At 47.7% G+C, this 12,262-nt stretch carries 10 protein-coding genes; 8 read left to right on the top strand and 2 right to left on the bottom strand.

Annotated elements, in window-relative coordinates:
- Nucleotides 1–33: 33 nt before the first annotated feature.
- A complete protein-coding gene (locus MKY23_RS16665) occupies nt 34–600 on the bottom strand; it encodes a PadR family transcriptional regulator (protein WP_154957481.1) in 567 nt (188 codons plus the stop codon).
- Nucleotides 601–774: 174 nt separating this feature from the next.
- Nucleotides 775–1,350, bottom strand: a complete 576-nt coding sequence (locus tag MKY23_RS16660) for a carbonic anhydrase (RefSeq protein WP_090916851.1) — start codon at nt 1,348–1,350, stop codon at nt 775–777.
- A 224-nt stretch (nt 1,351–1,574) separates the two neighbouring features.
- Between MKY23_RS16660 and MKY23_RS16655 the strand changes: the two genes are divergently transcribed.
- From MKY23_RS16655 to mutS, 8 genes are all read left to right on the top strand, one after another.
- Entirely contained in the window at nt 1,575–3,089 is a 1,515-nt protein-coding gene (locus tag MKY23_RS16655; protein ID WP_339830917.1) for a carboxypeptidase M32, read from the top strand.
- A gap of 132 nt (nt 3,090–3,221) precedes the next feature.
- The gene (locus MKY23_RS16650) at nt 3,222–4,229 is read left to right on the top strand and encodes an ABC transporter substrate-binding protein (RefSeq protein WP_221789372.1); all 1,008 of its coding nucleotides are present in this window, start codon (nt 3,222–3,224) and stop codon (nt 4,227–4,229) included.
- 6 nt (nt 4,230–4,235) lie between these two features.
- Nucleotides 4,236–5,030, top strand: a complete 795-nt coding sequence (locus MKY23_RS16645) for an ABC transporter ATP-binding protein (RefSeq protein ID WP_339830913.1) — start codon at nt 4,236–4,238, stop codon at nt 5,028–5,030.
- An 8-nt stretch (nt 5,031–5,038) separates the two neighbouring features.
- Complete coding sequence (locus tag MKY23_RS16640; RefSeq protein WP_339839503.1) at nt 5,039–5,875, top strand: ABC transporter permease; 837 nt, start codon at nt 5,039–5,041, stop codon at nt 5,873–5,875.
- Nucleotides 5,876–6,229: 354 nt separating this feature from the next.
- Complete coding sequence (locus MKY23_RS16635) at nt 6,230–7,210, top strand: aromatic acid exporter family protein (protein WP_090916842.1); 981 nt, start codon at nt 6,230–6,232, stop codon at nt 7,208–7,210.
- 72 nt (nt 7,211–7,282) lie between these two features.
- Entirely contained in the window at nt 7,283–7,843 is a 561-nt protein-coding gene (locus tag MKY23_RS16630) for an outer spore coat protein CotE (RefSeq protein WP_090916840.1), read from the top strand.
- A 216-nt stretch (nt 7,844–8,059) separates the two neighbouring features.
- Nucleotides 8,060–9,310, top strand: coding sequence for a hypothetical protein (locus MKY23_RS16625; RefSeq protein ID WP_339830909.1), 1,251 nt, complete (start codon nt 8,060–8,062; stop codon nt 9,308–9,310).
- A gap of 202 nt (nt 9,311–9,512) precedes the next feature.
- Nucleotides 9,513–12,260 (top strand): DNA mismatch repair protein MutS, encoded by a 2,748-nt coding sequence (gene mutS / locus MKY23_RS16620; protein WP_339830907.1) that lies wholly within the window; start codon nt 9,513–9,515, stop codon nt 12,258–12,260.
- Nucleotides 12,261–12,262: the final 2 nt, after the last annotated feature.

Below are 12,262 nucleotides of genomic sequence, written 5' to 3'. Positions count from 1 at the left end.
CGGGTCAACCTGCTGGAACGTTTCAAAATTAATTTAAATTTCTGAAATACTTGGACTCGGGTCTTGAATAGCCGCTTGACCATCGAGAAGCTGGGTGACCCAATGACACCATTCCAACCCCGTCTGGGCATGCATTAACCCTTTTTGCACCAAAATGTAACTTCCAAAATCCCGGTTGCCTACCCGAAGATTATCCTGCGGTATCCGTGATTTCAATTCTTCGAAATACCGTATACGTTCCATGAACCAGCTTTTCCGCTCATTCAGGATACGTCTCATGCTTCCATCTTCGGCAATACCTACACAAAGAATGCGAAGATTAAATTCATCGCGCGTAACGGGCGCCGTAACCGGAGTAATCATCCACTCCAGTAACTTCTGAATGCCTTTTTCCGTAACTGCATACATTTTTTTGTCCGGTTTGTCAGACTGTTGTACCCAGCGGGAGGCGAGTAACTCATCGTTTTCCATCTTGGACAGGAGCGGGTAGATCTGGCTGTGTTTGGCCTGCCAATGCGGCTGAATCTTCAGCATCAGATCATAACCGGAAGACTCCTCGCGGGTAAGCAGCCCGAGTAATCCGTAGGAAAGTATGTTCATGCACATGTCTCCTTAATATTAGGGCTGGGCCAACGAAACAACCCTTGTTTTGTTTCGTTGACCGCTTTCATAAAAGTGTACACTGAAACTGTATGGTTTGACAACCTGACAGGATAACTGCCTTAATTTAGACAAAAAAAAGTACGAACCAAGAAGGTCCGCACTCCAAACCATTTAGAGAGATGCCTGTTGTCCATACCCGTCAGCGACAAGATCAAGCTCGCCTGTGGCAGAGTCAATCACCATACCGTGAACAGGTACATTGGGAGGAAGTAATGGATGCTTTTTAATCACGTCCACAGTTCCTTTTACCCCTTCTTCAACACTATCAAACCCGCGCAGCCACTTTTGCAGACGAATGCCGGAATTTTCAAGCGTAGACATGACCTCTTCGGAAATTCCACGTTCTGTCATGTGACCAATCATTGTTTCGGCATGCAGGGAAGCCATACCACATTCTGTATGACCTACCACGAGCACCTCATCGGCGCCCAATTCATAGATAGCAACCAATACAGAACGCATAACACTACCAAAAGGTTGGGAGATAATTGCACCTGCATTTTTGATGATTTTTACATCGCCATTTTTCAGGTTCATCGCTTTCGGCAACATCTCTACAAGACGGGTATCCATACAAGTGATGATGACCATCTTTTTGGTTGGAAACTTGCTAGCCGTATACTTCTCGTATTCTTTAGTCTCGACAAATGATTTGTTGTAAGCCAAAATCTCTTGAATGTTGTTCATGTCCATTGCCTCCTGTTATCCAATACGACGAGCACGGCCATTTGCATGAGATGCAGCTTGTCCTACACGCCTTTGATTAATTAGAGCACCGCAGTCAGTAGACCGCGCTATCCCTATTTTAGAAGCATAATGCATTATACTTCTGTCAAAAGTTGATTATACGCAATGCAAAAAGTATCATCAATAGGGTGTACAAATTTTTTTTGAAGAGGTGAACGGTAACCATGGACAAACAAACACAGCAACATTTGCAATCTTTCCTTATTCTGGCCCGTAAAATAAAAAGTTATCACGAAGCCATTGGTTTGCTTCACTGGGATTTACGCACAGGAGCACCGAAAAAAGGCGTTCCAACTCGCTCCGAGACGCTGGGATTGCTCTCTACTGAGGCATTCAAACTGCAAACCTCTGCTGAGATGAAAGCTTATCTAGATACGTTGACTGAGCCGGAGGTGCTGGAGCAACTCGAAGACACCGACCGCCGCCAAGTGGAGGAGTGCAAGAAGGAGTATGATCGCAGTCAGTCGGTTCCACCTGAGAAAGTTCAAGCCTATACCGTACTTACTGCCAAATCGGAGACGGCTTGGGAAGAGGCCAAACATAACAGTGACTATGCCGGATTCTCACCATATCTCACCGACATCGTGAAACTTAAACAGGAGTTTATTGACTACTGGGGTGTCAAGGATACAAGGTATGATACCCTACTGGACATGTACGAACCCGGATTGACTGTGGAAAAGGTAGATGCTGTATTCGCCCGCCTCAAAGCGCGTCTCGTTCCACTTCAAGAGAAAATCAATGCGGCTGAGAATAAGCCTAATACTGATTTTCTGAATCAAATTTTTGACACCAAACAACAGGAGAAGTTCAGTCTGTTTATTCTGGAACAGATGGGATACGACTTTGAAGCAGGCCGTCTTGACGAAAGTGTGCATCCATTTGCTACAGGTTTGAATCCCGGTGACGTTCGAATAACGACTAACTATTTACAGGATGATGTAACCAGTGCGATCTTTAGTTCTCTACACGAAGGCGGACACGCACTATATGAGCAAAATATTGATGAGAGTCTCGCCGGTACGCTTCTTGCCGAAGGCACATCGATGGGTATCCACGAGTCTCAGTCTCGTCTTTGGGAAAATATGATCGGACGCAGTCTGCCTTTCTGGACACGTTATTATAAAGATCTACAGCAACATTTCCCGCAACTGAGCGAAGTGAAGCTGGAAGATTTCTACCGTGCAATAAACCGGGTGGAGAGTTCTCTAATCCGGATTGAAGCAGACGAGCTGACTTACAATCTGCATATCATTATTCGATATGAGATTGAGAAAATGCTGTATAATGAAGGGCTGGAAGTGAAGGATCTGCCAGAAACATGGAATAACAAATATAAGGAATACCTCGGAATTCTGCCAACGAACGATGGTGAGGGTGTGCTTCAGGATGTACACTGGTCCGGTGGAGATTTCGGTTATTTTGCTTCTTATTCTCTAGGCAATATGTATGCTGCACAGATTATGCATACGTTACGTCAGGAGATGCCGGAGCTGGATCGTCTGATTGAAGAAGGTAATCTGATTCCAATCAAAGAGTGGCTTACAGACAAGATTTATCGCTACGGTAAGAGCCGCACCCCTTCCGAACTCATAGTTGCAGTGACAGGTGAAGAACTGAATCCGGATTATTTGGCAGACTATTTGGAAGCCAAGTATGCTGAGATTTATAAATTATAAAGCGTCTGAATGAAGGTCAGCCAGAAAATTCTGGTTGACCTTTTTTTGTGTGCAAGTTCTTAACCTTTTACTGGGCCTCGGCATATTCATAGTAAAGAGAAACTGCTGAACTCAGAAAAGGAGGGAAATCGAATGAAATATACGCCATGGTTTGTCCGGGGGATTGTAATTTTGTTGATTCTCATTGTAGCGCTGACGAGCTGCAATAAGGAAGAGAATGAAGCCAAGATTACGATTGGTGAAGTGACTCGTTCTGTATTTTACGCACCGGAATATGTAGCCGCGGCTCAAGGTTTTTTTGCAGAAGAAGGGCTTGAAGTGGATATCCAAACAACGGCTGGTGGAGATAAAACGATGGCGGCATTGCTCGCAGGTTCGGTAGATATTGCACTGGTGGGTGCAGAAACGTCCATCTATGTCTATCAACAGGGGGCAGAAGACCCGGTCATTAACTTTGCTCAGCTCACGCAGACCGACGGAACGTTTTTATTCGCACGAAATGCACAGGACAGCTTTGATTGGGAACAATTGAGGCAAAGTGTATTTCTCGGACAGCGCAAGGGTGGCATGCCGCAAATGGCCGGGGAGTTTGTTTTAAACAAACATGGCATTAACCCGTCAAGTGATCTGGAATTGATTCAGAATGTGGATTTCGCGAATATTGCTTCTGCCTTTGCTTCAGGCACAGGGGATTATGTACAGCTATTTGAACCGCAGGCATCGATCTTTGAACAGGAGGGTCGAGGTAAAGTGGTGGCATCGTTCGGAACGGAAAGCGGGCATCTGCCTTATACGGTTTTTATGACCAAACAAAGTTATTTGAACAAAAACAAAGAACTTGTACAAAAATTCACGAATGCATTGCACAAGGCTCAACTTTGGGTAGATTCTCATACAGCGGAGGAGATTGCACAAGTAATCACCCCGTTTTTCAAAGACATTGATCCTGCCATTCTGACCAGCAGCGTAAGCCGGTATAAGGAACAAGGCACGTATGCCACAGATCCGATCATTGATGGCGATGAGTGGAACAATCTGCTGAATGTCATGAGCGCTGCCGGAGAATTAAAAGAGCGGGTTGAATTGAACACCATTGTTGATCCGTCTTTTGCAGAACAGGCGCTCCAGGGAAGGAAGTGAGGAGCAATGCCTAATTCCGGGAACGTGATTCGACTGGACAATATTTCTCAAGTGTATGTCAGTGAACGCGAAGCATCACTCGTCATCGAGGATTTGAATCTGGAGATCAAACAAGGAGAGTTCGTCAGTCTGGTGGGACCAAGTGGTTGCGGAAAAACAACGTTATTGTCGATCATCGCCGGACTGCTAAAACCCACCCGGGGAAAGGTTGAAGTCGAAGGCAAGCATGTTCAGGGTCCCTCTGCCAATATGGGTTATATGTTGCAACAGGACTATCTGTTCCCCTGGCGGACGATTCTGGATAATGCACTGATCGGGCTTGAGTTGACAGGAAATCTGGACACGCAGAGCAGAGAGCGTACCCGTGAACTTCTCGTTAGTATGGGACTTGGCGGGACAGAAGAGCAGTACCCCTCTGAATTGTCGGGTGGCATGAGGCAACGGGTAGCCCTCGTTCGAACATTGGCCACAGACCCTGCGATACTCCTGCTTGATGAGCCGTTCTCGGCCTTGGATTATCAAACCAAACTACAACTGGAAGATCTTGTATCGGATACGTTAAAACAGTATGGCAAAACTTCCGTGCTGGTCACACACGATTTGTCTGAAGCTATTGCAGTCAGCGACCGGGTCATCGTACTTGACCGCAACCCCGGACGCATTCGGCGTGAATTCGATATTCCTGAACCAATTCGGCTGGCACAACCTTTCCATGCAAGGGAGCAGGCAGGCTTTAATGAGTTGTTCCAGTCACTTTGGGATGAACTTGTTCAGTCTGGAGGAGGTGAGAAAGATACGTGAGTCAGAACATGCCAGATCAAGGAAAGCAGGAAGTACGTGAAGTTTGGCTGGGCGAACTTCATCGTGACCATAATCGTAAGATGGTCAGATGGCGGCAACATATTTTTGTGGTTCAGCTGTCCATGTTAGTTGCTATGTTTTTACTCTGGGAGCTGGCGGGCAGATTACGGTGGATTGATGTATTGCTCTTCAGTTATCCGAGTAAAATCTTTGCTCAGATTGGCAAGGATGTCGTCAGCGGCGAAATATGGGCACATGTCGGGGTAACCGTAGGTGAAACGGTCGTCGGATTTTTACTGGGGACACTTGTCGGAACGTTGCTTGCTGTTCTGATCTGGTGGTCTCCTTTTTTGTCCAAAGTGCTCGATCCTTACATGGTTGTGTTCAACAGCATGCCCAAGGTCGCGCTCGGTCCGATTTTTATCGTCATGTTCGGGGCAGGATTTACAGCCATTGTGATGACAACCCTCTCTATTACGGTAATCATTACAACGCTTGTAGTATACAACAGCTTTAATGAGGTTGATCCTAATTATGTGAAGGTTATTCGCACGTTTGGCGGTGAACGATCTGAAATATTTACCAAAGTTGTGTTTCCTGCTTCATTCCCCACAATTGTATCTACGCTAAAAGTCAATGTGGGTATGGCCTGGGTTGGGGTTATCGTCGGTGAGTTTCTGGTCGCCAAACAGGGTCTGGGGTATTTAATCATCTACGGATTCCAGGTGTTCAACTTCACACTTGTGTTATCAAGCCTGCTTATTATAGCAGCGGTAGCTACCGCGATGTATCAACTGGTTGTATATGCAGAACGCAAGCTGCTGTCGTCTGGTCGCAGATCATAGCTCGAAAAAAGGTTAACTAATAGGATGGTTTTACAAGTGTTCATCATATGTGTACAATTTCACAAGAGGTGTCACGTTGCCCCCAATTGTAAAATCAAGTAGGATATTTGATGGAAGGAAAACCTTCATGCCGGGCAGAAACACATGGGATGAGTATAGGTCGGTTACAGGTTTAGGCTCTTTCGGTTATCGCAATTGGAAGGGCAGTGTTTCTTCTTCGTGGCATGTTTCTGTGACCGGCATGTGTTGTGCATGCCGGTTGATGTCGTCTAGTTTGTAACCGGTTGAGTCATACTAAACAGGGGACATATGGGCCGCGAACTTTTGTACAGCTTAGAGGAGATGGAATGTTAAATGGGGTTTAGAGTCATTAAAACGGCAATCGCAGCGCTGATGGCTGTACTGATAGCGGACTGGTGCCGCCTGCCAGGACCAACATCAGCAGGCTTGCTTGCGATTCTGGGTGTGGATGTTACACGAAAAAGGAGTATTCGAACGATATCGGCACGTTTTTTTGCATCCGTGGTTGGTCTTTTGTTTGCAAGTGTACTTTTTCACTTTCTCGGCTTCCATTATTGGGTGCTCGGCGTATACATACTCACGGCTTTTCCGGTGATTGTTCGGGTGGGCTTTAAGGAAGGTATTGTGACAGGTTCAGTCGTGGTGTTTCGGGTATTTAGTGGTGGAGAGATGGATGTGCATGTCATTCTTGTACAGATTGCGCTGCTCTTGATTGGCCTTGGTTCAGCGATGGTCGTGAATCTGGCGTATATGCCTGCGGCTGATCCACAGATGTTCCGGATACGCAAACGGATCGACGAATTGTTCTCGAAAATTTTCCGGGAGTTCGCCACAACTTTGCGTAACCCCAATGAAGTATGGGCGGGCAAAGAATTAATTGAAGCGGATAAAGCCGTACTCGGCGGAATTGAAGCGGCCAAACGTTCACTGGAGAATCAGGTCATTCATCCAAATGAAGGCTGGAGCGTATACTTTTATATGCGTAAAACCCAGCTGGATTCCATACAGCACATGATGCATCTTGTATCCCAGGTCTATCAGAAAATGCCTCATGCCGAGATGGTAGCGGAGCTGTTCGATCAGCTCAGTCAGGACGTGTTGACCGAATCGTACACGGGACGAACGGAAAAGTTGCTTGCTGATGTGCAGGAAGAATTCAGACAAATGGAGTTGCCGGATACAAGGGAAGAATTCGAGATGCGTTCCGCCATTCTCCAGCTGTGCCGGGAGCTCTCCATGTATCTGAAAATCGCCAAGAAGGACAAAGCGCCTTCTCCAATCTCAGACCGCTCGCAATCTGTAAACGAATCATAGAAAATAGTTGTCACCCTAGACGGATGTCCTGCATACACTTGTAGTGAATGATTGTATGGAGGAGGTTTAAAGATGTCATTGAGTCATAAACATCAATGTAGAGAGATTATCACGAAGGCGATCTGCGGCAAAGGTCGTAAGTTCTCTACCGTAACACATACCGTGACTCCGCCCAATGGTCCGACCAGCATTTTGGGGGCTTGGATTATCAACCACCAGTATGAAGCCGTATCAGCGGGGGACGGGATTGAAGTTATTGGTACTTACGATATCAACATTTGGTATTCCTACGACAAAAATTCACAGACAGATGTAGCTAAAGAAACGGTATCGTATGTAGAACATGTACCTTTGTCCTATCTAGACCCGAAACACCGGACTTCCACTGTAGAGGTATCTGCGGATGCAACGCAGGAGCCTAGCTGTGTGGAAGCCACAGTGTCCTCGGGGGGCGGCAGCGTAATTATCCGGGTTGAGCGGGAATTCGCTGTAGAGCTTGTGGCTGAAACGAAAGTCTGTGTCAAGGTATGCACGGATGGCTGCGGTGATTACGAAGACAAGGATTATGACTATGGCAGCGCGGATGGAGACTATGATGATCTCGATCCAGACCTGCTGGATGATGAGTTGTAAATCGCTCATTCGAAAAGGGAAAGTGAATGTTCATAACCTAAGGTATCATATGCACCATAAGGTGCGGCGAAGAGGGCGTAAGCCCTCTTTCTTTCATAAAGTACAAAAAATGGGTTGTGACGAGCCTGATTATGTGCCTGAAGAGTTTAACGGGAAGGCTCCGCAGCTGCGGGGTCTATTTTTGATAAGCAAGAACATGGCGGAAGGAGGGACGGAATGGACGTCATGGAAGAAGCCGAAAAGGGTGTTCAGGCTTATACACGTCTGCGCGCTGGCGAACGGATAACGCGGCTAAAACAGGCAGGGATCGAAGTGCTGTCCATGAGTGAGCAGCGTAAGCGGGAAGCTGGACTCCGTGTGCGGTATGATGTGCATATTAGCTGCCTTCAGGCCATTCGGATCATACGCAGAGACACGAGCGGAATGGGAGCGAGACAGGAAAGCGAACTGGACCGTGAAGCGTCATCATCTGTTTATAAACGGGTAGAGCGTCTTGCGATCAAGACTTTGTATACATTGGGACTAGATCACGGGGCCGTCCGTTTGGAAGCTTCAGGGAATGGCGGATGTGCAGTCATTTCCATGGATCCCAGCCCTTGGAAAGGTTCGGCAGACCTCGGTTCCTTATACAAAGCAAGCTGGAAGCAACATCTAAGTTTATTGGATCAAGAGCGGCAGGAGAACCGGGTTCCTGTGCTCGGCATGGACCCTGAGTTTCTACTGGTACAAATGCCTGAGTCCAAAATAGTACCTGCCTCGCGTTATCTCGAACGAACGGGTATCGCAGGCTGTGATTCAGTAACGATTGGTGGCAGACGGGTGTACCCCGTTGCCGAGCTTCGTCCAGCTCCGAGTGCAGAACCGCGTGAGTTGTTGTCGCATCTGTTGCGAGCCTTCGCGGCTGCCTCACGCAGTATCAGTGACTCCTCTTTGATCTGGCAGGCAGGTGGAATGCCGCAACGGGGATTGCCGCTGGGTGGCCACATTCATTTTAGTGGCTTGCAGCTAACCGGGGGATTACTCCGTGCTCTGGATAATTATTTGGCACTACCACTGGCAGTGTTGCAAGATCCACGCGGATCAGGAAGAAGACCAAGGTACGGAACGTTAGGTGACTTTCGCCTGAAATCCTATGGTGGATTCGAATATCGGACACTGCCGAGTTTTCTTGTTTCTCCGGTTGTGGCGAAGGGGGTTGTTGCTCTTGCAGGTCTGATTGCATGCCACTACGATCTGTTAAAACAGCGTCCTTTAGCAGAGGAGAATTTTCATTCCGCGTTTTACGAAGGACAGCGTGATGTCATGATGACCTGTATCCCGTCACTGATGGATGATCTGAAACAGCTACCCGGATACGCTAGGTATGAACGATATGCGGCGCCTCTCATGCGGCAATTCAAACGGGGCCATACCTGGGATGAGAGCCGGGATATCCGTAAACTTTGGAATATTCGGGCAGGCTCATGAAGAAGCAGCGTTTTTTTGTTATAATGAAATATAGGACTTTTAATACGTTAAGATACGGAAGATATGAAGCAGTAAGCCCATGAAGGAACAGGCGGATAGCCGAACATAAGGCGGAGGTGCGTGATCTTGGTGCCTGACCGCCTTATTGCCTTCCAGGGAACTTTCTTCCTGACATCATAGGAACGGATGGTGGATCGATATCATGGCTCAGTACACGCCAATGATTCAACAATATTTGCAAGTAAAAGCCGAAGCACAGGATGCATTTCTTTTTTTCAGATTAGGTGATTTCTACGAAATGTTCTTCGATGACGCAATCAATGCTGCAAGAGAACTGGAAATCACTTTAACAGCACGCAACGGAGGAACAGACGACAAAATTCCGATGTGTGGCGTGCCTTATCATTCGGCTGAAAATTACATACAGCGTCTGATTGAGAAGGGGTATAAAGTAGCCATCTGCGAGCAGATGGAAGATCCGACAGTAACCAAAGGCATGGTACGCCGCGAGATTGTTCGTGTAGTTACACCCGGAACGGTGATGGAAGGAAAGACGCTGGGGGACAAGTCTAACAACTACATGGTATGTCTAACGGGTAACCAAAACACGCTCGCTCTTGCTGCCTGCGACCTCTCTACAGGAGAACTGTACGTCACATCTGTCCCCTATTCCAGGGAGTGGCTTAAGGACGAAATTGGCATCTATGAGCCGTCTGAACTTGTTGGAGACGAAGCTCTGCTGGAGCTCGTAGAATCCGAATCATCTCCGATCGGGCGTCCGGTAGTCTATACCGCATGGACTAAAAGCAAGGAAGACCTCGTGCGTCAGCAGTTTGGTGAGTCGGTGTGGGCAAGGCTGGAGCCGGAGCGTCAAGCATGTGTAGCGCGTCTTTTCTCGTATCTAAGTGAAACGCAGAAGCGCTCGCTCGGACAATTGACACAAATCTCTACGTATGAGCCGGATCATTATATGATTCTTGATCCGTTTACCCGTCGCAATCTGGAGCTTGTAGAAACGGTGCGAGAACGTTCGAAGAAGGGCTCCCTGCTGTGGTTGCTGGATCGCACGGAGACGTCCATGGGTGCCCGCATGATGCGGCGCTGGGTGGATAAACCTCTTTTACAAAAAGGAAAGATCAATGAACGACTGGAAGCAGTGGACACCTTATATAACCAGTTTATTCTGCGTGAGGATCTGCGAGCTGAGCTGAAAGACATCTATGACCTGGAACGTCTGGTGGGACGTATTGCTTTTGGTAATGCGAACGGTCGTGACCTGAATGCACTCAAATCGTCACTGGACAAAATACCTAGTCTGCGCCACCACTGTGCTTCATCTTCGTCTGCAACGCTCCAGCATATCGCTGAAATGATGGATGATTGCGCTGATTTGTGTGATGCGATTGGACAGGCTATCGTGGATGAACCGCCCGTGTCGGTGAAAGATGGGGGCTTGATCCGCGAAGGATACCACGCCCGTCTGGATGAGCTTCGGGAAGCTTCGGTGAATGGTAAACAGTGGATTGCCGAGCTGGAAGCAAGAGAACGTGAAGCAACGGGCATCCGCTCGCTGAAAATCGGGTACAACAAGGTGTTCGGTTATTATATTGAAATCACTAAATCGAATCTTGCTTCACTTCCTGAAGGACGTTATGAGCGCAAACAAACACTTGCGAACGCTGAACGATATATTACACCTGAACTGAAAGAGAAGGAGACACTCATTCTTGAAGCTCAGGACAAAATGGTCGATATCGAGTACGGTCTGTTTGCAGAGTTACGTGAACGTCTTAATCAAGAGATTGCACGTCTACAGAAGCTTGCTGAGCAAGTGGCTGAAATTGACGTATATCAATCGTTTGCAGTGATTAGTGCAGAGCGTAACTTTGTGCGCCCCGTGTTGACGGATGGATATAATCTGGTCGTCGAGCAAGGACGGCATCCGGTCGTGGAGGCCGTCATGCGTGATGGGGCGTTTATTGCAAACCATACTGCGATGACTGAGGAAGAGGCACGTATTCTGCTGATTACCGGACCGAATATGGCTGGTAAAAGTACGTACATGAGACAAGTTGCACTCATCTCGATTCTGGCGCAGATTGGTTGTTTTGTACCTGCGGGTCAAGCTGAAGTTCCGATCATGGATCGTATCTTCACACGGATCGGAGCTGCGGATGATCTGATCGGCGGTCAGAGTACGTTTATGGTGGAGATGGCTGATATCCAGGTCATGACCGAAAAAGCAACGCCGCGCAGTCTCATCATCATCGATGAGTTGGGCCGAGGGACTTCCACCAGTGAAGGCATGGCAATTGCACAATCGGTCATTGAATATGTACATGACGTGATCGGCTGTAAGGCTCTTGTATCCACCCACTTTCATGAGCTGGCTCATCTGGAGGAAAGTCTAGATAAGCTCGCGAACTATTCGATGGCGGTTCAGGAGAGCGGAGACAAAGTAAACTTCCTGCGCAAATTGATTTCGGGTGCGGCAAGTAGCAGTTACGGCATCTATTGTGCAAGGCTTGCGGGTCTCCCTGATAGCATAATTGAGCGTGCTAACGGACTACTGCATGGTTTCGAACAAGCGGCCTCACAGGTAGCGGTTGGCAGTGAGTTCGGGAGTGAAGGTATAACGTCATCCAGACAGCATCCAGAGGTGCGAACGGCGACTCGTTTGGAATCATCGAACGCTGCGGAGGAGCCGTTCATTCGGGAGGAAAGCCCGAAAAGTCTGTCCAAACAGGGACAGCAGGAGGTTGTACAGCTGTCGATCTTCGACGACGAGCAGTCAGCAACTGTGCAACCTACAAAAACAGTTATAGTGGAAGATAAACCTGCACGCGAACTGATCCGTCATATGAAAGAAATTGATGTGATGAACATGACGCCTTTGCAGGCGATGCAAATCTTGAACGAACTTAAATTAAAGGCACAGCAATTATCCTGAGT

The sequence above is a fragment of the Paenibacillus sp. FSL R7-0272 genome (assembly GCF_037969905.1).
GTDB lineage: Bacteria > Bacillota > Bacilli > Paenibacillales > Paenibacillaceae > Paenibacillus > Paenibacillus polysaccharolyticus.
The sequence above is the reverse complement of the archived record's forward strand: the minus strand, read 5'-3'. Positions and strand labels throughout refer to the sequence as shown.

Excerpts from the sequence above, each read along its gene's own strand:
- MKY23_RS16645 (WP_339830913.1), top strand. The coding sequence starts at position 4,236 with ATGCCTAATTCCGGGAACGTGATTCGACTGGACAATATTTCTCAAGTG.
- MKY23_RS16660 (WP_090916851.1), bottom strand. The coding sequence starts at position 1,350 with ATGAACAACATTCAAGAGATTTTGGCTTACAACAAATCATTTGTCGAG.
- MKY23_RS16665 (WP_154957481.1), bottom strand. The coding sequence starts at position 600 with ATGAACATACTTTCCTACGGATTACTCGGGCTGCTTACCCGCGAGGAG.
- mutS (WP_339830907.1), top strand. The coding sequence starts at position 9,513 with ATGGCTCAGTACACGCCAATGATTCAACAATATTTGCAAGTAAAAGCC.
- MKY23_RS16630 (WP_090916840.1), top strand. The coding sequence starts at position 7,283 with ATGTCATTGAGTCATAAACATCAATGTAGAGAGATTATCACGAAGGCG.
- MKY23_RS16640 (WP_339839503.1), top strand. The coding sequence starts at position 5,039 with ATGCCAGATCAAGGAAAGCAGGAAGTACGTGAAGTTTGGCTGGGCGAA.
- MKY23_RS16655 (WP_339830917.1), top strand. The coding sequence starts at position 1,575 with ATGGACAAACAAACACAGCAACATTTGCAATCTTTCCTTATTCTGGCC.
- MKY23_RS16625 (WP_339830909.1), top strand. The coding sequence starts at position 8,060 with ATGGACGTCATGGAAGAAGCCGAAAAGGGTGTTCAGGCTTATACACGT.
- MKY23_RS16650 (WP_221789372.1), top strand. The coding sequence starts at position 3,222 with ATGAAATATACGCCATGGTTTGTCCGGGGGATTGTAATTTTGTTGATT.
- MKY23_RS16635 (WP_090916842.1), top strand. The coding sequence starts at position 6,230 with ATGGGGTTTAGAGTCATTAAAACGGCAATCGCAGCGCTGATGGCTGTA.